At 48.1% G+C, this 20317-nt stretch carries 19 protein-coding genes; 14 read left to right on the top strand and 5 right to left on the bottom strand.

Annotation, left to right across the window (positions count from 1 at the left end; all coding sequences use genetic code 11):
* Nucleotides 1–60 precede the first annotated feature (60 nt).
* Nucleotides 61–525, top strand: coding sequence for a low molecular weight protein-tyrosine-phosphatase (locus ACAN56_RS02250; RefSeq protein ID WP_038599989.1), 465 nt, complete (start codon nucleotides 61–63; stop codon nucleotides 523–525).
* 150 nt (nucleotides 526–675) lie between these two features.
* On the opposite strand, the gene ACAN56_RS02245 is transcribed toward ACAN56_RS02250, so the two are convergent.
* Entirely contained in the window at nucleotides 676–1407 is a 732-nt protein-coding gene (locus ACAN56_RS02245) for an alpha/beta hydrolase (protein WP_038592929.1), read from the bottom strand.
* 276 nt (nucleotides 1408–1683) lie between these two features.
* Here ACAN56_RS02245 and pdhA point away from each other — a divergent pair, with 276 nt between their 5' ends.
* The 9 genes from pdhA to ACAN56_RS02200 all read left to right on the top strand — a co-directional run bounded on the left by pdhA (nucleotide 1684) and on the right by ACAN56_RS02200 (nucleotide 11870).
* Nucleotides 1684–2751, top strand: a complete 1068-nt coding sequence (gene pdhA, locus ACAN56_RS02240) for a pyruvate dehydrogenase (acetyl-transferring) E1 component subunit alpha (protein WP_038592926.1) — start codon at nucleotides 1684–1686, stop codon at nucleotides 2749–2751.
* Between the two features lie 15 nt (nucleotides 2752–2766).
* Nucleotides 2767–3744: an alpha-ketoacid dehydrogenase subunit beta gene (locus ACAN56_RS02235; protein WP_038592923.1), complete on the top strand. Its 978-nt coding sequence runs from the start codon at nucleotides 2767–2769 to the stop codon at nucleotides 3742–3744.
* 152 nt (nucleotides 3745–3896) lie between these two features.
* Entirely contained in the window at nucleotides 3897–5537 is a 1641-nt protein-coding gene (locus ACAN56_RS02230) for a 2-oxo acid dehydrogenase subunit E2 (protein WP_379140136.1), read from the top strand.
* 3 nt (nucleotides 5538–5540) lie between these two features.
* Nucleotides 5541–6953, top strand: coding sequence for a dihydrolipoyl dehydrogenase (gene lpdA / locus ACAN56_RS02225; protein ID WP_038592917.1), 1413 nt, complete (start codon nucleotides 5541–5543; stop codon nucleotides 6951–6953).
* 290 nt (nucleotides 6954–7243) lie between these two features.
* Nucleotides 7244–7738 carry a nucleoside/nucleotide kinase family protein gene (locus ACAN56_RS02220; protein WP_231578284.1) on the top strand — a complete coding sequence of 165 codons (495 nt, stop codon included), beginning with the start codon at nucleotides 7244–7246 and terminating at the stop codon, nucleotides 7736–7738.
* Nucleotides 7710–8684, top strand: coding sequence for a S66 family peptidase (locus ACAN56_RS02215; RefSeq protein WP_379140133.1), 975 nt, complete (start codon nucleotides 7710–7712; stop codon nucleotides 8682–8684). Before ACAN56_RS02220 ends, ACAN56_RS02215 begins: the two co-directional genes overlap by 29 nt.
* Before the next feature lie 130 nt (nucleotides 8685–8814).
* On the top strand, nucleotides 8815–9609 hold the full coding sequence (locus ACAN56_RS02210) for a thymidylate synthase (protein ID WP_340897952.1): 795 nt from the start codon (nucleotides 8815–8817) through the stop codon (nucleotides 9607–9609).
* Between the two features lie 48 nt (nucleotides 9610–9657).
* Nucleotides 9658–10149, top strand: coding sequence for a dihydrofolate reductase (locus tag ACAN56_RS02205; RefSeq protein ID WP_379140131.1), 492 nt, complete (start codon nucleotides 9658–9660; stop codon nucleotides 10147–10149).
* 233 nt (nucleotides 10150–10382) lie between these two features.
* Nucleotides 10383–11870, top strand: coding sequence for a glutamate synthase subunit beta (locus tag ACAN56_RS02200; protein WP_038592902.1), 1488 nt, complete (start codon nucleotides 10383–10385; stop codon nucleotides 11868–11870).
* A gap of 118 nt (nucleotides 11871–11988) precedes the next feature.
* Here ACAN56_RS02200 and ACAN56_RS02195 read toward each other — a convergent pair whose 3' ends face one another.
* Nucleotides 11989–13992, bottom strand: coding sequence for a methyl-accepting chemotaxis protein (locus ACAN56_RS02195; RefSeq protein ID WP_379140128.1), 2004 nt, complete (start codon nucleotides 13990–13992; stop codon nucleotides 11989–11991).
* Nucleotides 13993–14565: 573 nt separating this feature from the next.
* Here ACAN56_RS02195 and ACAN56_RS02190 point away from each other — a divergent pair.
* Entirely contained in the window at nucleotides 14566–16281 is a 1716-nt protein-coding gene (locus ACAN56_RS02190; RefSeq protein ID WP_379140126.1) for a proline--tRNA ligase, read from the top strand.
* 85 nt (nucleotides 16282–16366) lie between these two features.
* Here ACAN56_RS02190 and ACAN56_RS02185 read toward each other — a convergent pair whose 3' ends face one another.
* The gene (locus ACAN56_RS02185; RefSeq protein ID WP_038592896.1) at nucleotides 16367–16816 is read right to left on the bottom strand and encodes a hypothetical protein; all 450 of its coding nucleotides are present in this window, start codon (nucleotides 16814–16816) and stop codon (nucleotides 16367–16369) included.
* 1220 nt (nucleotides 16817–18036) lie between these two features.
* Nucleotides 18037–18237: a DUF6199 family natural product biosynthesis protein gene (locus tag ACAN56_RS02180; protein ID WP_038592891.1), complete on the bottom strand. Its 201-nt coding sequence runs from the start codon at nucleotides 18235–18237 to the stop codon at nucleotides 18037–18039.
* An 88-nt stretch (nucleotides 18238–18325) separates the two neighbouring features.
* Here ACAN56_RS02180 and ACAN56_RS02175 point away from each other — a divergent pair, with 88 nt between their 5' ends.
* Nucleotides 18326–18448: a hypothetical protein gene (locus ACAN56_RS02175; RefSeq protein WP_379140123.1), complete on the top strand. Its 123-nt coding sequence runs from the start codon at nucleotides 18326–18328 to the stop codon at nucleotides 18446–18448.
* 295 nt (nucleotides 18449–18743) lie between these two features.
* On the opposite strand, the gene ACAN56_RS02170 is transcribed toward ACAN56_RS02175, so the two are convergent.
* Nucleotides 18744–19169, bottom strand: coding sequence for a hypothetical protein (locus ACAN56_RS02170; RefSeq protein WP_038592888.1), 426 nt, complete (start codon nucleotides 19167–19169; stop codon nucleotides 18744–18746).
* Nucleotides 19170–19574: 405 nt separating this feature from the next.
* On the opposite strand from ACAN56_RS02170, the gene ACAN56_RS02165 reads away from it, so the two are divergent.
* A complete protein-coding gene (locus tag ACAN56_RS02165; RefSeq protein ID WP_379140120.1) occupies nucleotides 19575–19742 on the top strand; it encodes a hypothetical protein in 168 nt (55 codons plus the stop codon).
* An 85-nt stretch (nucleotides 19743–19827) separates the two neighbouring features.
* Entirely contained in the window at nucleotides 19828–20268 is a 441-nt protein-coding gene (locus ACAN56_RS02160) for an IS3 family transposase (RefSeq protein WP_379140118.1), read from the top strand.
* The last annotated feature ends 49 nt before the right edge of the window (nucleotides 20269–20317 follow it).

The following is a 20317-nucleotide window of genomic DNA, read 5'->3' as shown; positions in this document are numbered from 1 at the left end:
TTTCGTTTATGAAATGTGCAGATTAAATAACTGAGGAAACAATTGCAGGAGGTGAGAGAAATCGTAAGTGTATTATTCGTTTGTCTGGGCAATATTTGCCGCTCGCCTATGGCAGAAGCGGTGCTCCGCCATAAAATTGGTGAACGCAAGCTATCCGATAGAATCTCGGTGGATTCTGCCGGTACTGGTGACTGGCATATCGGCAAAGCACCGCATGAAGGAACCCGCCGTATTCTCGATCAGTGGGGAATCAGCTATGAGAATATGACAGCTCGCCTGGTTAGCAGCGGTGATTTTGAAAAGTTTCAATATATAGTGTGCATGGACAAATCAAATGGGGAGAATGTCCGCAAGCTTCCCGGGGGGAAGGACGCGGAGCTGCTGTTCTTCATGGATTTGCTGCCGGATGAAGAGCTGCGCGAGGTACCAGACCCTTATTTCACCGGTAACTTCGAGCAGGTCTATGATCTGATCAGTGCCGGCTGCGATGTACTGCTGGAGCGGATTATTGCGGAGAAGCTCTAGACAGGGCGCCACATTCCAGAATATCGGTTGCCGTCCTTGCAAAAAAAAAAGGACGGGCACCGTAATGCCCGTCATGATTTGAAAGCGTAATCAGTTAGGGAACATACATACGTTCGCAGTATGTTCACTATTTTGCCCATTTCACCTGTTTCATGAGTTAAAGAAATAGAGTAATGATTCTGGGAGCTCTTTTTGCCAAAATCCCCAGAGATGACGCCCGTCTTTTTCGCGGTAGGATACTGTAGCGCCCCGCGATTCCAGCAAAGCCTTGGTATCCCTGTTCATCTGCACGAAATCGTAAACTCCGGTATCCGTCTGGTATTCAGTTTCTTGCAGTCCTACTACCATATTAATAGTAAGCCAGGAGAGGTCCTCTTCCTGCGCAATGATTTCACGTGACTCCGGATAATATGCACCGGAAAGACTAAGGACACGGGTGAAAAGCCCGGGATATGCCAGTGCCAAATGCAGAGAAACACTGCCGCCCAAGGAGTCTCCTGCGATGATCCGCTCATCAGGGGTGCGGCGAACCGGATAATTATGTTCAATGAAGGGAATAATCTCTTCGGCAAAGCAAGACAGGTATTGCTTGAACCTGCTGCCAAAGGGGGCATACTCCTGTGTCCGCACGGGGACATTTACTTCCACGCCAACAATAATGAAAGGTTCCACATCTTCTTCCACAATCAGCTGCCCGGCAAGAGTAGCGATGCGGCCGAAGTTGAAGAACTCCTCACCATCCTGGCAGTACACTACCGGATAACTGAGGACTTCGTTATAACCGGGGGGGAGATAAATGCGCAGCCTGCGTTCTTCCTGGAGAAATTCACTCCATAATGTTTGCTTAACAATTGTACGTTTCAGAAAAACAGGTTCGCTCATAGCTGAATCGTCACCTTTCTTGTCGAATTTTGCATTAAACGTAGCAGTGCGTTAAAATTACCCAAGCGGTAAATGTGGCATTAATCATTTACTTGCTTAAAAAACTCTAATCTGTTATAGAATATTTATCAACCTGTTATACATACAAAATTTATGAAAACATAAATTTTATGCGTATTTCTTTGACGAAACAGATAAAACAGGTGTATAATAATTCTATAACAGAGGCCACTGATATTCAAATGGTATTCAAATTTTTTTATTGAGGTGAAAATGATGACTAGAGTTCCTTATGAAGTGTATACAGAGGACGTAGAGGCCCTTTCGGTACTTTCCCCGGATGGAGAAGTTATCAACAAGGATAAGATGCCTACACTTACCGATGATCAACTGAAAGAAATCATGTATCGTATGGTATTTACCCGTACTTGGGATGACCGTGCGGTCAACTTGGGTCGTCAAGGCCGCCTGGGATTCTACGCGCCGGTATCCGGACAAGAAGCAACCATGGTGGGCAGTGAATACGCCCTGCAGAAAGAAGATTTCGTATGCCCTGGCTACCGTGACATTCCGCAGTTGGTATGGCATGGACTTCCATTATACCAGGCTTTCTTATATTCCCGCGGCCATCAACATGGCGGTGAGATTCCTGAAGGTGTAAATGTTCTTATGCCTCAGATTATCATCGGTGCACAAATTCTGCACGCTACCGGAATTGCAATGGGCTTCAAATTGAAGAAACAACAAAACGTTGCTATTACTTACACTGGTGACGGCGGTTCTTCCGAAGGCGACTTCTATGAAGGTCTTAACTTTGCCGGACGCTTCAAATTGCCGGTAATCTTCTTTGTTCAAAATAACGGCTATGCGATTACGACTCCGTTCGCGAAGCAAACGGCTGCCAAATCCATTGCACATAAAGCAGTAGCAGCTGGTATTCCCGGTATTAAGATCGACGGCATGGACGTCTTTGCAGTAATCTCCGCGGTGCAGGAAGCTGCAGAACGCGCACGCAAAGGCGAAGGAGCTACGCTGATTGAAGCTGTGACTTACCGTTTCCGTCCGCATTCCCTTTCCGATGACGCCAGCAAATACCGTTCCAAAGAAGAAGAAGGACAATGGAACGAGAAGGATCCGATTGCCCGTCTTGCCAAGTATTTGGAGAAGAAAGGCCTCTGGACCGAAGAAGATACGCTGCGCGTAAGAGAAGAAGCGAAAGCGACTGTTAACGAGCAGATTAAAAAAGCAGAGCAAACCGAAAAAATGACCGTTCCTGGCTTGATCGACAGCATGTTCGAGGTAACTCCGAAACATCTGGAAGAACAAAAAGCCGATTTTGAATAAGGGGGATATCAGGCAATGGCACAAATGAATATGAAAGAAGCAATTCGTGACGCAATGCGTGTTGAACTGAACCGTGACCCTAACGTTCTTATCTTCGGTGAGGATGTAGGGAATGTAGGGGGCGTCTTCCGTGTAACGGAAGGGCTGCAAAAAGAATTTGGCGAAGATCGTGTTTTCGATACTCCGCTTGCTGAATCCGCCATCGGCGGTCTGGCTTTTGGTCTGGGCGTGCAAGGATTCCGTCCGATCGCTGAAATCCAGTTTGTTGGTTTCATCTTTGAAGCACTCGATCAAATCGTCGTACAGGCTGCACGCCTGCGCTGGCGTTCCGGGGGCAGATTCAATGCTCCTGTAGTATTCCGTACTCCATTTGGCGGCGGCGTAAAAGCGGCTGAACTGCATACCGATTCCCTCGAAGGCCTGATCGCTCAAAGCCCGGGGATCAAAGTGGTTATTCCTTCCAATCCGTACGATGCAAAGGGACTTCTGATTGCCTCGATCCGTGACAATGACCCGGTATTCTTCATGGAGCACTTGAACCTGTACCATGCATTCCGTGCAGAAGTGCCTGAAGGTGAATATACCGTCGAGCTGGGCAAAGCAAATGTTGTCCGCGAAGGTTCGGATGTTACAATTATCTCTTACGGTCTAATGGTACATACTGCTACCAAAGCGGCCGATCAGCTGGAAAAGGAAGGCATTAAGGCTGAAATTATCGATCTGCGTACGGTTAGCCCGATTGATATTGATACCATCGTTGCTTCTGTGAAGAAGACGAACCGTGCGATCGTTGTGCAAGAAGCGCAAAAGAGCTCCGGTGTGGCTGCAGAGGTAATCGCACAAATCAATGAAAAAGCTATTCTTCATCTGGAAGCGCCAGTGCTTCGTGTTGCCGGTCCGGACACCATTTATCCGTTCGCGCAAATCGAGGATAGTTGGATTCCTACACCAGCACGCGTAGTTGCAGCTGTTAAGAAAGTTATGGAATTCTAAGAAGAAACGTCCTTGCCGTCCTTGTAAAAGGGCGGCACCCGTTTCTGATTTGCTTTTGAGGTATTCACAAACTAAGCGGATGCTTTCGAAGCGAGTTTCTGAGAAGTTAGTTGAAGAAGCATCGGCTATATAACTATTAGGAGGTTATCAAGGTGGCAAAATTTGAGTACCGGTTCCCTGAGCTGGGCGAAGGTCTGCATGAAGGCGAAATTATCAAAATGCATATCAAAGCCGGCGATAAAGTAACCGATGACGATATCGTAATGGAAGTACAGAATGACAAGGCGGTTGTAGAAGTTCCTTGTCCGGTCAACGGTACAGTGCTTGAAGTCTTCACCAAAGACGGTCAAGTCTGCCGCGTAGGCGAAGTAGTGGCAATTATTGATGCAGAAGGCGATGTTCCTGAGCAGGAGGGCGGCCATGCGGAAGCACAGGCTACTCAAGAAGCAGATGCAGCCAAAGGCGGAGCTGACACTAAGACTTCTCCGGCAACCAGCAGCCCTGCAACTGGCGGCGCTGTAAACTTTGAATACCGGTTCCCTGAACTGGGCGAAGGTCTGCATGAAGGCGAAATTATCAAAATGCATATCAAAGTCGGCGACAAAGTAACCGATGACGATATCGTAATGGAAGTACAGAATGACAAAGCTGTAGTAGAAGTGCCTTGCCCGGTTAACGGCACAGTGCTTGAAGTACGTGTGAAGGACGGACAGGTATGCCGTGTGGGCGAAGTTGTAGCGATCATTGCTGCAGAAGGCGAAGTTCCACAGCAGGAAGGCGGCCACGCTGAAGCTCCGGCTGCTCAAGAAACTGCACCGGCAGCAGCTGCACCAGCAGCGGTTCCTGCTCCAAACCGCGATGTACTTGCTACGCCAAGTGTGCGCAAGTTTGCCCGTGAGCAGAGTGTTGACATCTCCAAGGTGAACGGCTCCGGCAAGAACGGCAAGATCACTCATGAAGATGTTGAAGCCTTCCTGAAAGGCGGCTCCGCTGCACCGGCAGCAGTTGCACCGGCTGCTGCACCAGCAGCATCGGAAGCACCAAAAGCCAAGGCCAAAGAAGCTGCACCAGCAGCATCCGGCAATGTAAGCCTTGAAGAAGAACGTGTTCCATTCAAGGGTATCCGTAAAGCGATCTCCAATGCGATGGTTAAATCCGCATACACTGCGCCTCACGTTACCATCATGGACGAAGTGGATGTTACCGAGCTGGTAGCTTTCCGTGCCCGCATGAAACCAGTTGCTGAGAAGAAAGGCGTGAAGGTGACTTATCTTCCGTTTATCGTCAAAGCACTCGTGGCCGCTTCCCGTCAATTCCCGGCGCTTAACGCCATGATTGATGAAGAGTCCAATGAAATTGTCTACAAGAAATACTACAATATCGGTATCGCTACAGATACAGACAACGGTTTGATCGTTCCGGTTATCAAGGATGCTGACCGTAAGAGCATCTGGATGATTGCCAGCAGCATTACCGATCTGGCTGTGCGCGGACGCGACGGTAAGTTGGCAGCTAACGAAATGAGAGGCAGCACAATCTCCATCAGCAACATCGGTTCCGCTGGCGGTATGTTCTTTACACCGATCATCAACTTCCCTGAAGTGGCGATCCTCGGTACTGGACGTATCACTGAGAAACCAGTTGTGAAGAACGGCGAAATCGTAGCCGCTCCTGTTATGGCGCTGTCCCTGAGCTTTGACCACCGCATCATCGACGGTGCAACAGCACAGAACTTCATGAATTATATTAAGACCCTGCTCGCAAATCCTGATATGTTAGTTATGGAGGTGTAATTAATGGTAGTCGGAGACGCTTCAATCGAAATCGACACATTGGTAATTGGTGCAGGTCCCGGCGGGTATGTGGCGGCAATTCGTGCCGCCCAGCTCGGCCAGAAAGTTCTGATTGTGGATAAATCGGAACTCGGCGGTGTATGTTTGAACCGCGGATGTATTCCTTCCAAGGCTCTGATCTCTGCAGCCCATCAATTCGAAGCTGCACAGCATGGTGAAGTTTTCGGTGTCACTGCCGAGAACGTCAAAGTGGACTGGGCAAAAACACAGGAATTCAAAAACGGCGTTGTCAAAAGAATGACAACCGGCGTAACCGGTTTGATGAAGGGCAACAAAATTGAAGTATTCAGCGGTGAAGCTATGTTCATCAATACAAACGAAGCCCGTTTGTTCAATGAACATGAATCTCCCCGCTACAAATTCAACAACTGTATCATTGCTACAGGTTCCCGTCCGATCGAACTGAAGCCTTTCCCATTTGGCGGACGTATTCTGTCTTCGACCGAAGCGCTTGATCTTCCGGAAATTCCGAAGAGCATGATCGTTATCGGCGGCGGCTACATCGGAGCCGAGCTTGGCCAAATGTACTCCAAATTTGGCACTAAAGTAACCATCATTGAAGGTCTGGACACAGTTCTGCCTGGCTTTGACAAGGATATGACCCGTCTGGTTGCCAAGAACATGGCGAAGACTGGGATTGAGATTGTTACTAATGCCAAAGCGGAAAGTGCTGTACAGAACGACAAGGAAGTAACCGTGAAATACTCCGTGGGCGGCGAGTCCAAGGAAATTACTGCGGATTACCTGCTTGTAACTGTAGGACGTCGTCCAAATACGGATGGCGAGCTGGGATTGGATTTGATCGGTATGGAACTTGACGAGCGCGGCTTGATCAAAGTTGACCACCAGGGCCGTACCAACATTCCTAACATCTATGCAATCGGCGATATTGTTCCAGGCCTTGCTCTGGCACACAAAGCTTCTTACGAAGGTAAAATCGCTGCTGAAGCGATCTCCGGACACAAATCCGTTGTTGACTACAAAGTCATCCCGGCTGTTGTGTTCACCGATCCAGAATGCTCCAGTGTGGGTCTGACCGAGAAAGAAGCGAAGGACAAGGGCTACAAAGTAAAAGCCGGCAAATTCCCGTTCGCAGGTAATGGCCGTGCAGTTTCCTTGAACGCTCCGGATGGCTTCATCAAGATTGTGGCAAACAGCGAGAACAACCTCGTATTGGGCGCACAAATTGTGGGTATCGAAGCTTCCAACCTAATTGCTGAACTGGGTCTGGCGATTGAAATGGGCGCTACGCTCGAAGACATCGCATTGACAATCCACGCGCATCCAACCCTTGGCGAAATCGTCATGGAAGCGGCTGAGCTTGTGGAAGGCCACCCAATTCACGTAATTAAATAATAAATTATAGACTGCTTCGGCAGACAACAATAAGAGGATGTCCGCCGAGCCATGCAAATGGCTTGGTAGACATCCTCTTTTTTTAACACATTACATATAGTTATACAGATGGCAGCCGAAACTACTTGTGGTAAGATCAAGAGAGAAACGGGCCTATACAGCTGTCCTTTCATCGTAAGCGGGTATAAAAGGAGGAGAGGAACATTACACACAGAACTTGTGTTATCGCCATAGCAGCCGTCTCAGGCGGCGGCAAAACGACTGCCGTCAGAATCTTGCAGGAGCGGCTGGTGAACTCGGCTGCTTTGTTTTTTGATGACTATGATTTCCCTTGGCCTGATGAGTTTGACCGGTGGATGGAACGGGGTGCTGACTATAATGAGTGGAAGCTTGAACCCCTGGTGGCTGACCTGAAAGGGCTGCTTGCCGGAGCGGACCGGCCGGAGTATATTTTACTCGATTATCCTTTCGCCTATGTACATAACGAACTAAGCCGGTTGATTGATTATGCCATATTTATCGACACTCCGCTTGATGTGGCTATGGCCAGAAGATTCATCCGAGAGTATAAAGATTCCGCAAGCAGCGATGTAGCCCGGGAAATGGAAGGATATTTGCGTGGAGGCCGGGAGGCATACTTGGCAATGCTTCATACCGTTCTTCCCTCATCCGACTATGTGGCAGACGGTACGCTGCCTGTAAATGAACTTACTGACCTGCTGCTGGAGCAAATCAAGCACAAAGGGAGTGAAGACAATGAAGCCGGCAAAACTGCAAGCCGGTGATGAAATCCGGATTATTTCACCTTCCATGAGCTTAGGGGTTATAGCGGAAGAGCAAATCGTGGCAGCAACAAAGAAATTGGAGGCTTTTGGGTTTACCGTTTCTTTTTCCAAGCATGCTTATGAAAGAGATGGCTTCGATTCGTCTTCGGTGGACTCCAGACTTGAGGATCTCCACAGCGCCTTCAGCGATCCTAAGGTAAAAGGGATATTGACGACGCTTGGTGGTTTCAATTGCAACCAGCTGCTGCGGGGACTGGATTTCGGGTTGATTGCAGCGAATCCCAAACGGTTATGCGGCTATTCCGACATTACGGTACTGCAGAATGCCATTTATGCCAAAACAGGACTGATCACCTACTCCGGTCCTCATTTCTCTACACTGTCCATGCGTCACGGGAATGAATATACTTCCGATTATTTTGTCAAAATGATGATGGAAGATGAAGAAGTGGATATACTTCCTTCGGAGCAGTGGAGCGATGATGCCTGGTTCTTGGATCAGGAAAATCGTATATTTGAAGCAAACGCCGGGCCTTATGCCATTCACGAAGGTTACGCAGAAGGCACTATAATTGGTGGTAACCTATGCACACTGAATCTGCTGCAGGGGACAGAGTTTATGCCCAGCCTGAGGGACGCGATTCTTTTTGTGGAAGATGACTATGAATCCCGCCCGGGGAACTTTGACCGCGACCTGCAGTCGCTGCTTCATCAGCCCGGCTTCGCACAAGTAAAGGCTCTGGTAATCGGGAGATTTCAGCGTGCTTCACAGATGACCCCGGAAATATTAGGCTCCATCATTAAGAGTAAAAAAGAGCTGCAGCACCTCCCGGTAATCGCCGATGTCAATTTTGGACATGTCTCGCCGATCTTTACCTTCCCTGTTGGCGGACGTGCTGTGGTGAAGGCCTCTGAGCAAAAAGTTGAGCTGCGGATCTCAGAGTAGCCGGTATATAGCCATCACTGGCATTCGAACAATATTCGCGAAAAAAATTTCCTGTTCTTTGCTAAGTTACAAGGGCGGTCAGGTCATGGTAAACTAGGATAAGAAAAAAAGAGGAGAGGAGCGCTGACTGTTGCGTAAATATTTGGATTTACTTCAGGATATATTGGATCATGGCACGGAAAAAAGCGACCGGACAGGTACTGGTACGATATCCGTATTTGGGCGCCAGCTCCGCTTTGATCTGCAAGAGGGTTTTCCGCTGGTGACAACTAAGCGCATTCACTTGAAATCGGTAGTTTATGAACTGCTGTGGTTTCTTAGAGGAGAGACGAACACTTCCTATCTGAAGGAGCACGGTGTTTCGATCTGGGACGAATGGGCAGATGAGAACGGGGAGCTGGGCCCCGTATACGGTTCCCAATGGCGGGCCTGGGAGAGCGCCGACGGCCGGATTATTGATCAGATTTCGAATGTGATCGAGTCGATCAAACATAATCCCGATTCCCGCCGTCATATCGTCAGTGCCTGGAATGTGGGCGAGATTGAGCAGATGAAGCTGCCGCCTTGCCATTTTGTGTTCCAATTCTATGTAGCGGACGGCAAGTTGTCCTGCATGCTGACGATGCGTTCAGTGGACACTTTCCTGGGATTGCCTTTTAACATTGCCAGCTACGCCCTGCTCACACATATGGTTGCCCAGCAGACCGGCCTTGAGGTTGGTGATTTCATCTGGTCCGGAGGCGATGTGCACATTTATACAAACCATCTGGAGCAGGTCGCCAAGCAGTTGTCCAGAGAGCCTTATGCGCTGCCTACACTGAAGATGCTCACAAAGCCGGACAGTATTTTTGATTATACCTTTGAAGATTTTGAGTTTACTGATTATGTTCATCATCCGGGAATTAAAGCACCAGTGGCTATATAGTCTTTGTTGGAAACATTTCTGATGATTCCTTGAAAAGGGGGCTAAAATATGAGTATAAGCATGATATGGGCAATGGGTGCTAACGGTGTAATCGGCAAGGACAATGATATGCCCTGGCATTTGCCGCGTGATTTTGCCTTTTTCAAATCCGAAACTTTTGGTAAACGAATGCTAATGGGCCGTAAGACGTGGGAGTCGCTCGGGGGCAAGCCCCTCAAGGACAGAACGAGTATTATTATTACCCGGGACCGCAGCTATGCTCCGGAGGGGGCAAAGGTCGTGCACACAGTGGAGGAAGCGCTGGCTGAAGGCGGCAAGGGTGATGAACTGATGATTATTGGCGGTGCGGAGATCTACCGGATGTTCCTGCCGTATGCCGATAAGCTGATTGTGACCCGGATAGGACATGAGTTTGAAGGCGATACGAAATTTCCTGAGGTAGAGTGGAGTGAGTGGACAGAGATTTCCAACACCCCAGGAATTCGCGATGAAAAAAATCCGTATGATTACCGATTCTATGTTTATGAACGTACGGTTTGAAGAAAAAGCGTTTTCTCTGACACAACATGTGAAATAGTACAAATAATCAGCAGATTAATCCATTACAGTGCGAAAGTATAGAATGCTACTATAATTAAAATTAGAAATGCTAAACTTAAAAGTAGTATAGAATGTGCAGGTACTTCATTGCGCTGAAACGACATGAGTCTGCCGCAATATGTTACAATGTACTATACATCAACACGAAGAGAACGGATGGGGGAAACGTAAATATGTCTACACCTACTGGATTTATGGAGTATAAGCGCCAGCTCCCAGGAGACCGGGATCCTGAACAGCGCGTGAAAGACTGGGAAGAATTCCACCATCATTTAACCGAGGACGAGCTTCGGACACAAGGCGCCCGTTGTATGGATTGCGGAACCCCTTATTGTCATACAGGTATTGATATGGCCGGCGGAACTTCAGGATGCCCTGTCCACAATCTCATTCCTGAATGGAATAATCTGGTGTACCGGGGACTGTGGAAGGAAGCACTCGAACGCTTGCATAAGACGAACAATTTCCCTGAATTTACGGGCAGCATCTGTCCGGCACCTTGCGAAGGCTCCTGTACCGTCGGTCTGATCGGCCAGCCGGTTACGATTAAGACGATAGAGCTTGCCATCATCGATAAGGGCTTTGAGGAAGGCTGGGTTGTGCCTTGTCCGCCGGAGAAGCGTACCGGCAAGACAGTAGCCATCGTCGGCTCCGGACCCGCTGGTCTGGCTGCAGCGGCCCAGCTTAACAAGGCAGGACATACTGTAACTGTATTTGAACGCAGTGACCGCGTAGGCGGCCTGTTGACATATGGAATTCCGACCATGAAGCTGGACAAACGTGTCGTGCAGCGCCGTGTTGACTTGCTGGCTGCCGAAGGCGTGAACTTCGTAGTGAATACAGAGATCGGCAAAGATATTCCGACACAGCAGCTGGTTGATGAATTTGATGCGGTTGTCCTCTGCGGCGGTGCGACCAAGGCGCGCCGTTTCAACGTCCCGGGAGCTGAGCTTAAGGGCGTCATGTATGCGATGGATTATTTGAACGGCACGATTAAGAGCTACTTGAACTCCAATCTGCAGGATGGCAACTTTGTCTCTGCTGCAGGTAAGGATGTTATTGTGCTTGGCGGCGGTGACACCGGTTCTGACTGTGTGGCAACTTCGCTCCGCCATGGCTGCAACAGCATTACCCAATTTGGTACGCATGACAAAGCTCCGCTTGAGCGTGATCCGATTGCCAATCCTTGGCCGCAGTTTCCGAATGTGTATACGCTTGACTATGCACAGCAGGAAGCCAAGGCAATCTTCGGTGATGACCCGCGTGAATTCTCCATCATGACTACGAAATTCGTAGGTGATGAAGAAGGCAACCTCAAGGAACTTCATACCGTGCAAATCCGCCGGATGGTGGATGAGACCGGACGTAAGATTTATCAGCCGGTCCCAGGTACGGAGGCTGTATATCCGGCTCAGCTTGCCCTGATTGCGATTGGGTTCGACGGACCAGAGCAGGAGATGATCGAGGAGTTGAACCTTGAGACAGACCGCCGCAGCAATGTGAAGGCTCGTTACGGCAAGTTCAACACGAACGTGGATAAAGTATTTGCCGCCGGTGATATGCGCCGTGGGCAAAGTCTTGTGGTCTGGGCGATCAATGAAGGACGCGAAGCTGCACGTGAAGTCGATAAATATCTGATGGGATCGACAGTTCTCGTCTAATCTATAATGAATATCTGAACATGAAACCTTAAAAGCCGTCTTTCACAGTATATGCTGTGGAAGACGGCTTCTTTAAATTAGAGCTGATTTAGCTGACAGTTGAAGATTAGGCGGCTGCCTAATCTTCAAGCTTGAAGTGTTCGACTTTTTGCTGCAAATCTCCGGCCATTTTGGACAGCTCACCCGATGAAGAGGTGATCTCTTCCATCGAGGCAAGCTGCTGCTGGGTAGCAGCTGTTACATTCTGGAAGGCATCGGAAGCGGAACGCGAGATGTTCGAGATCTCCTGGACAGATGCTGCGACTTCTTCTGCACCTGCTGACATTTGTTCAGTGATCGCAGAGATGTCATGAATCTGTCCATTGATCTTGGCTGTGGAATGTTCAATGCTTGCGAAGGCTTCTTTGGCTTCTTCCGTTACTTGCATACCAAGCTCGACATCTGCCGACACTCTATTCTGGATGGTTTCATAGGTCTGATCGATCAGTTCAGTCATCTGAACAATTGTGTCTTGGATATTGCCGGCGGTCATTTTAGACTGATCAGCCAGCTTGCGCACCTCGGCGGCAACTACTGCAAATCCTTTGCCATGTTCCCCGGCGCGTGCGGCTTCGATTCCTGCATTCAATGAGAGCAGATTAGTCTGTACGGCGATAGTGGAAATGGCGCTGCTCATTTCCGAGACCTCGCTGTTTAGGCCATTTAATTGTCCAATCAGCTCAGCCGACAGTTGCGTAGATTCCCGGATGGCGTTCATCTGCTTGCTGACCTGCTCGATCTTGCGGCTCCCGACTAGCACATCTGCTCCTGTATCGGTCGAGGAATCAACGATGGATGAGGCGGCTTCGGCTATTTTTTGAATGCCGGAGGACATTTCTTCCATCGCCCGCGACGTTTCAATCATCGCAGCGGTTTGAGTTTCGGCACCATTCGAAGACTCCTCTGCCAGCCCGGCTACATAGGCTGTTGCTTTGGAGTTCTCCTCGGTAGTCGCTGTCAGCTGCTGGCTCGAAGCAGCCAAGAGACCGGACGTATCCGAGATGTCAATCACGATATTCCGCAAGGAATCGACCATGAGATTGTAGTTCTCAGCTAATTGGCCAATCTCATCTGTACGGTCAATCACAATTCGTTCATTCAGATAGCCCTCGCTTACACGGCGTGCCGAGTTGTTGAGGTTGGCGATTGGCCGGGAGATTGCCCGGACAATAAAGTACATCAATACCAATGCAACAATCAGGGCTGCTCCGAGAACCATTAAGCCGGTATAGAGTATAGGCAGGGAGGCATCTGAGAATTCTTGTGTGGTTAAGACACCGACAATCGTGAAGCCGGTAATTGGATCAGTGGTGTAATATCCCCGCATTTCAAGACCGGAATCCGGATTGGTATAGGATAACGCTCCACCCTCATTTGTAAGTAGCTTCACCACATAGTCGTCGATCTCTTCTCCTGCTGTTTTGACAGGATGGGACACAAATTTATGATTGCGGTCAACGACATAGTAGTAGCCGTGTTCTCCCAGCTTAACCTGGTTGATTCGTTCGCTCATCGCTTTAAGGCTAAGACTGGTGGTGACTGCTCCTTTGCCGTCTTTTAGCGTTTCAGAGATGAACAGGTTGTAGTTGCCTGTAGTGGCGGAAACGAAGGGATCCACGATGGTAACTTTGCCGGCATTTTGCATGGCCGCCTTGTACCATTCTCTGGTACGCGGATCGTAATCCTGTTGCTTGCCGGGATCCGGTGCCTTCATCCAGGAGCCTTTTTCATTACCCGCCGTAAGGATCTCCAGCTCTGGATGTTCTTTCATGAACAATTCAATGAGTTCACGGGCTTCCGGTGTTTGAGCATCAATGTCGGCGGAAGTGAGCTGCTGGCTGAGCTGTTGAACATTTTTCATAGCTGCATTTACCGTTTCATTGATTGTAGTTTTTAGCAAATTCACACTGGCATGTGTCGATTCCTGCATCTTCAGCTCCAATTGTTTGCTTGCACTGGAGTAGGAGAAGTAACTCACGAGGAGGACTGGGATAACCAGCATAATCGTGAAGATCAACATCATCTTCCTCTGAAGTGAACGGGATGTGAGTTTGCGGATGATTTTTCTAATATTTGTGTACATTGTTATGACTCCCCCTTGGTTGCATAGAAGCAGATTTGGTTGTAAGCAGCTGCTCCTTGTGAAATGTTATAATGATATATTCGGTTTATTGACACAATAATTTCATATGTCTATATTTGAATATGAAAGAATTAACATACATCCTGATATAATTTTACATTGTAAAGGATTAATTGCACTGAAATTGGAGAGAGTGGAAACTGATGGATCTCTCAGCGGGCTTGACGAAATTTGCATTATCCTTTAAATTGAATACCATATTAATAGCGTAATAGCGTTGATCAAGGATCTACGTTTCTGGAATCGCTTGGATCAGAGAGAGGACTCACCGGCTGAAAGGTCCTTCATGAAGCGAGAGAAGTGTACCCTGCCTTGAAAGCTGCTGCACTTTGGAAAGACATTAAGGTGCTGCCGGCCCCGGCCGTTATCCGGACTTGAGGACTGCCAGGCACAGCTTGGCGGTTGAAATAGGGTGGTATCACGACGCATTCGTCCCTGACGGATGTGTCTTTTTGCGTTTTCTTAAGAAGACTTGAGAAATTGTGTTAACCAAACCAGAGAGGGCTGAACCTTATGCGTCAAAGTCAACTACTTGCCACAACCCTTCGCGAAGCTCCGGCTGAGGCCGAGACCGCAAACCACCAGCTGCTGCTGCGTGCAGGATACATCCGCCAGCTGGCGGCCGGAATCTATACCTATTTGCCTCTTGGCCGCCGTGTGCTGCGCAAGATTGAACAGATTGTCCACGAGGAAATGGATGCCGCGGGTGCACAGGAGATCCTGATGCCCGCGATGCAGCCTGCTGAGCTTTGGAAAGAGTCGGAGCGATATGAGGTCTACGGCAAGGAGCTGATCAAGCTTCAAGACCGTCATGACCGGGAGTTTGTACTGGGACCAACCCATGAGGAAGTAATAACTTCACTGGTACGGGGGGAGATCAATTCCTACCGGAGGCTGCCGCTGACTGTGTTCCAGATTCAGACCAAGTTTCGTGATGAGCGCCGGCCGCGTTCCGGGCTGCTGCGGGGCAGGGAGTTCCTGATGAAGGATGCCTATTCGTTCGATACCAGCTGGGACGGGTTGGACGAATCTTATGTGCGAATGTATAACGCCTATCAAAGAATTTTTGAACGCTGCGGTCTGCTGTACCGGGCCGTGCATGCCGATTCCGGGGCCATAGGCGGTGAAGGCGGGAGCCACGAATTTATGGCGCTTTCCGAAATAGGAGAGGATACCATTGGCGTCTGCTCTGTCTGCGATTATGCTGCAAATCTGGAATTGGCTGAAGTTCGGTCTCCTGAGGGAGAGCAAGAAGTACGCATGATAAGAGGGGACCAACCTGCTGCCGAGAAGTTCCATACACCGGACATCCGGACGATTGAACAACTGGAACAGGAATTGCATATCCAGCCTGAGGAAATCATCAAGACGCTGATATATGAAGCCAGCGGTCAATTTTATGCCGTACTGGTTCGCGGGGATCATGAGGTCAACGAACATAAGGTGGCCAAAATGATCGGGGCTAGCAACATCTCCCTGGCAGATTATCAAGCTGTGCAGCATGCCGCCGGAGTAGAGAGCGGTTATGTCGGTCCAGTCGGTCTTTCGCTGACCGTGCTGGTTGATTCGGCAGTCGCGGCTATGGAGTCGGGTATAGCGGGTGCCGGAGAGAAAGATTACCATCTGCGCGGTGTCGTACCCGGACGGGATTTCAGCCTCAAGCATGTGGGTGATCTCCGAAATGTCTTGGAGGGTGAGTCTTGTCCGAATTGCGGCCAAGGGGTACTGCACTTTCATCAGGGAATTGAAATCGGCCATGTTTTCAAGCTGGGTACCAAGTACAGTGAGAAGCTGGGAGCCACGTATTTGAACGATTCAGGCAAAAGTGCTCCAATGATTATGGGCTGCTACGGGATTGGCATCTCGCGGTTGCTGGCTGCTGTAGCCGAGCAAAATCATGATGAACAGGGTCTTATTTGGCCCCAAGCACTCGCGCCTTACAATGTTCATATTCTGCTGATGTCAACCAAGGACAAAGAGCAGACAGCGGTGGCTGAACGACTGTATGCGCAGCTTACCTCTCTAGGGATTGACACGCTTTATGATGACAGGGATGAGCGTGCCGGGGTGAAATTTAAGGATTCCGGCCTGATCGGTATTCCGGTTGCGATTGTTGTAGGCAAGGATGCTGCAGCGCAGAAGGTTGAATATATGGACCGCAAAGCCAGCACTAAGGAAGTACTGGATATTACTGAAGCGGTTATGCGGATTGCCGGGACTTTGAATTGAAGTGAAGGTTTGATAGCGGCTTGCGGCATTTTTGATTATGTAATTGAATCCCCTGCCAATCTTAAGATTGGCAGGGGAAGATTGTTTAGCCGGAGAAATTGCCTGCAGCGGCAATTCCGCTGAAGTTTCTCGCCTGAACGTTATTAAATGGATCTGTGGCAGCTGCATTGGTGAAGATTTCAACCGTATACTGAATTTGCCCGGTTGCTACAATGGCAGCAGGGGGGACATCGACAGCAGAGAAACCAAAAGCTTCATTTTCCCTGCTGATCGCCACCCCGAATGTTGTGGTAAAAATAATGGTTCCATTTCTGCGAACTCTAAGGGTATTCGTATTGAACAAGGGATTGTTTTCCGTCTTTACATATCCAGCCAGCAGCACGCGGACGTTGCTCTGATTCTCAGGCAGTACCCCTGCGGTCTGAATCCCGATATCTCCGAATACCAAAGGGGTAGCCGCTAATGGAATCACAACTGGAGTTGCATCGGAAGCTGCCTGGTTCGATAACCGTAAATCTACAAATTGAATGGTCATAGGATATTCACCTCCTTAAAATTAATATATGAAAAAACTGTCGTGCTGCTTGGACTAAACTAGCGGATATATATGAAATTATTAAAAAACGAAATCTACGAGACTCATGATAGCTTTTAAATTAATTGGAGATCCGGATTCCAGACTTGCCTCGATTAGCATTGGGATATGAGTATGGCGGAAAATATGTTTTATAAACGTGGCATTCGAAAGTCTCAAAATCAATGTCAGGCCACACTCCAAAGTGCAAAACTCTCCAGAACGAGATCCGCTAAACAACAAATAATCAAAGGGTTCTAAATCATCGTCGATGCCAAACTCCTCTAACCCATTTGAAAATTCATCAAGTTCATTTCGCTCAAGGTATTTGCGATCGGAGTCAGAAAGAGCGGAGGCTTCTGGATGGAACGAAAACCGGTAGAACCTGGGCGAGGAACAAGACGCCGAAGGAGCTGACACTATGGAAGAAGTGAGTAAAGAAAGAGATCGCGGAAGAGAATGATTACAACCCTAAAGTATTGTCAGCTAAGTGGGGCGCTTATAAGAAGCGTGTTGAGAGAAAAATGAAAGGGGGCGGAGGAGCAGCATAAGCTACTCTTCTTCCTTTAAGATGATAATCACATGGAAAAATCAAATTATAGCTGATGTTCAGAAGCTACTTCCGCAGATCAAACAGATTACTAAAACCATCGAGAGTGCCGAAGAATCGGACGAGTATGACAATACCGACCCGGAGGAAATGTGCCTGCTCAGATCGGTGACAAGTTGGATGACGTCCGGCGTATCATAAGACAGGTGACTGCGCCGGTTGTAGAGGAGGGTACTCTTCGGAAAAACTCCGCTGGATAACCAGGAGGGCGGAAAGCGCGGGGGGACTTCAAAGTTCCTGCAGGCTGGGAGAGGAAGGATCTCACGGCACCATTCACCGCAAAGGCCGGAGCAAGGGCAATTCCTTCGCCCGTGATGTAAAAGAATCTCCACCGCCCGGTCAGCCGCAGCAGTACCGCCCAGATCGGGAAGATATCGAGTACAGCGGAATGAGGAATAAACGTAGCGTTTGGACAGTGGCCACTCAGCCATTTCCAGATGGACGCTTTGCCACATTCCCGGAAAACAATTGGGTATGTAACATTATCGAAATCGGCCTGCAGAATGTGGAAATCGCGTAGCGGCGGACAGCAATCAAATAGCAGCAGTTATTTTAAGGGATCAGCAAGCCCCTAACTAAAAATTATAGGCAAAAAGAATATGAGAAAAACAATAAGTACGATAACACTGCTTATTCTACTCATCATGAGATATGCGTCACTGGGTTCGGAGTCACCCTTTATCATCCATCCATAACGTATGTACCAGCCCATTGCCGGAAAGAAAATATTCAGTATCGCAAGCAACATGAAAAGAATAGCGAAGACCACCATTTTTACCAACTCCTTTATCAATTTTACGCAGACTGAGCGAATGAGGTTGCACATTTAGGGGCTGTCTAGTCCCAGGGAGGAAACAGACTTGAAGCACATCGTCTGCTATAGCGGTGGCGAGACATCAGGTATTGTGGCAGTCGAGGTTGCAGCCAGATACGGACCGGAGGACGTGATCCTGATTAACCATTCTGGAGGCTTAGGAAGGTGAGACACAGCCATGACACAGGTAAAGGAATGGACTTCTTCTTCGGAAAGCAGGCCATGCGTAATCTGCGAAAAAAAGACTGCGACATATATCGGAAGCGCCGAAGCGTGCAGTCCGAAAGCACCGGTAAAAGCCCTGTCGGCCGTAATGGTCGCAGGGCTTTTTTTCATTTTTTAATTCTTCGTATATTTAAATCCACGTTTTTTCTCCGTTTCAATTTGCAACCGCTAATTTTGATTTTGAGCATCAAAAGATTTCGCGTTTGTTATCTGACTAGACCCAAATCTAGTTCTATAACTTAAATTACGCCGTCTCCTCCAATAGCAGTTGCTGTGAATGCTATGGGTCCAAATAGATTTATAGGCAAGTTACTATCATTTTGAATTACCAATTCATAGTTGTGGATTCCAAGGTAAGGACCATCAACCCACAGAACATTTAATTGAATATCAGTAGTTGTAGTAAAACGGAAAAAGGATCTATAAATATCAACTCCAGCACGCCGAATTATAACAAAAAATTGACTATTAGCAAGTGCAGTAAGACTAAAACTACCATTTAACTCGACTCTACTGGAGAAAGAGGCAGGGTTAGCCGGACTAATATTTACTTGCGCTGTGGCTAGACCCGCTCCAGCTCCAGGAATCCCCGCAACTGTTGTAGCAATAGTGAGCGGGTTTAACGGGATTTTTGCCTGTGAACCATAACTTATAATTGTCGCCATTTATCATCACTCCATTTCAAGGTTATACGTTATTATATTGTGAATCCGCAATGATAGATTGGACTTAATTCCTGATGATAAAATACATTTAAGTTATACTTTTCTTGATCATACAAACCTAGATACTAGCGGGGCAATAAAAAAACACTTTTACCAAAAGATGCTGATATGACGAATCTGACGCGACTTATTGCGGCCATCTTGGAAAGATTTGAATTTAGAGCATACATAAAATAACCCGCTAGGCACTTGAAGTGTACCCCTTAGATAGACATTGGAATAAACCTCTTGAAAAAGGGACAGAAGTTAACAACGTATTCATATGAGACGAAGCTTGAAGCTATACGCCTACACGTTAAAGAAGGATGGACCTATCGCAGAATCATGGAGAAGTTTAACATTTGGATGCGGAAGTATCGGGAACTTGGCGAGTTTGGACTGATACATGGGCGGGGAACGCGTGAGGAATATGTGAATCAGGATAGGCAGATCCAAAGGCTGAAGCGGGAGAACGAGATGCTAAAAAAGTGCTTGGAAATCTGGATGCAGGAGATGAAGCAGATCGGTATGTAACGTGAAGAAGGTTTACGAGCACTACAACGGAGTTTACGGATACCGACAGATCCAGTTGTTCTTGCTGCAGGATCATGGAGTTTGGATGAATCATAAGAAGGTCCTTTCTGCGGTGAAAGATTTGTTTAACAATGAAATTGTAGCCTACCACATGAGTCAGAGAAATGACAATCCACTGGTTCTACAGACCTTTGAGAAAGCCTTTCACAAGACAAAAGACGTGACTGGACTGATCGTTCACAGCGACGAGGGATTCCAATACACGTCTCATGCATACCACGACATGCTGCCAAAGGTTGGCGCCCAAATCAGCATGTCTCGCCGAGGAAATTGTTATGACAATGCCTCCATGGAGAGCTTCTTCTCGCATCTCAAAACGGAAGGGCTCTACCCTTATGACATCCGAAATTTGGACGAGGCACAAAGGCGAATTGAAGCCTATATTCAATTTTACAACCAACATCGACCGCAACGAAGACTAAATAAGCTGCCTCCGGTAGAGTACCGGAAGCAGCTTATAGCCTAGGGTCTTTTTTCAGTGTCTATAAAACAGGGGCTTGACCACTTTGCCTAAC

This window comes from Paenibacillus paludis, assembly GCF_042610515.1.
Classification (GTDB): domain Bacteria; phylum Bacillota; class Bacilli; order Paenibacillales; family Paenibacillaceae; genus Paenibacillus_AQ.
This window is presented reverse-complemented; position numbering and strand designations above follow the sequence as displayed.

Excerpts from the sequence above, each read along its gene's own strand:
- ACAN56_RS02245 (WP_038592929.1), bottom strand. The coding sequence starts at position 1,407 with ATGAGCGAACCTGTTTTTCTGAAACGTACAATTGTTAAGCAAACATTA.
- pdhA (WP_038592926.1), top strand. The coding sequence starts at position 1,684 with ATGACTAGAGTTCCTTATGAAGTGTATACAGAGGACGTAGAGGCCCTT.
- ACAN56_RS02235 (WP_038592923.1), top strand. The coding sequence starts at position 2,767 with ATGGCACAAATGAATATGAAAGAAGCAATTCGTGACGCAATGCGTGTT.
- lpdA (WP_038592917.1), top strand. The coding sequence starts at position 5,541 with ATGGTAGTCGGAGACGCTTCAATCGAAATCGACACATTGGTAATTGGT.
- ACAN56_RS02215 (WP_379140133.1), top strand. The coding sequence starts at position 7,710 with ATGAAGCCGGCAAAACTGCAAGCCGGTGATGAAATCCGGATTATTTCA.
- ACAN56_RS02205 (WP_379140131.1), top strand. The coding sequence starts at position 9,658 with ATGAGTATAAGCATGATATGGGCAATGGGTGCTAACGGTGTAATCGGC.
- ACAN56_RS02200 (WP_038592902.1), top strand. The coding sequence starts at position 10,383 with ATGTCTACACCTACTGGATTTATGGAGTATAAGCGCCAGCTCCCAGGA.
- ACAN56_RS02195 (WP_379140128.1), bottom strand. The coding sequence starts at position 13,992 with ATGTACACAAATATTAGAAAAATCATCCGCAAACTCACATCCCGTTCA.
- ACAN56_RS02190 (WP_379140126.1), top strand. The coding sequence starts at position 14,566 with ATGCGTCAAAGTCAACTACTTGCCACAACCCTTCGCGAAGCTCCGGCT.
- ACAN56_RS02185 (WP_038592896.1), bottom strand. The coding sequence starts at position 16,816 with ATGACCATTCAATTTGTAGATTTACGGTTATCGAACCAGGCAGCTTCC.
- ACAN56_RS02180 (WP_038592891.1), bottom strand. The coding sequence starts at position 18,237 with ATGGTGGTCTTCGCTATTCTTTTCATGTTGCTTGCGATACTGAATATT.
- ACAN56_RS02170 (WP_038592888.1), bottom strand. The coding sequence starts at position 19,169 with ATGGCGACAATTATAAGTTATGGTTCACAGGCAAAAATCCCGTTAAAC.
- ACAN56_RS02165 (WP_379140120.1), top strand. The coding sequence starts at position 19,575 with ATGCGGAAGTATCGGGAACTTGGCGAGTTTGGACTGATACATGGGCGG.
- ACAN56_RS02160 (WP_379140118.1), top strand. The coding sequence starts at position 19,828 with ATGAATCATAAGAAGGTCCTTTCTGCGGTGAAAGATTTGTTTAACAAT.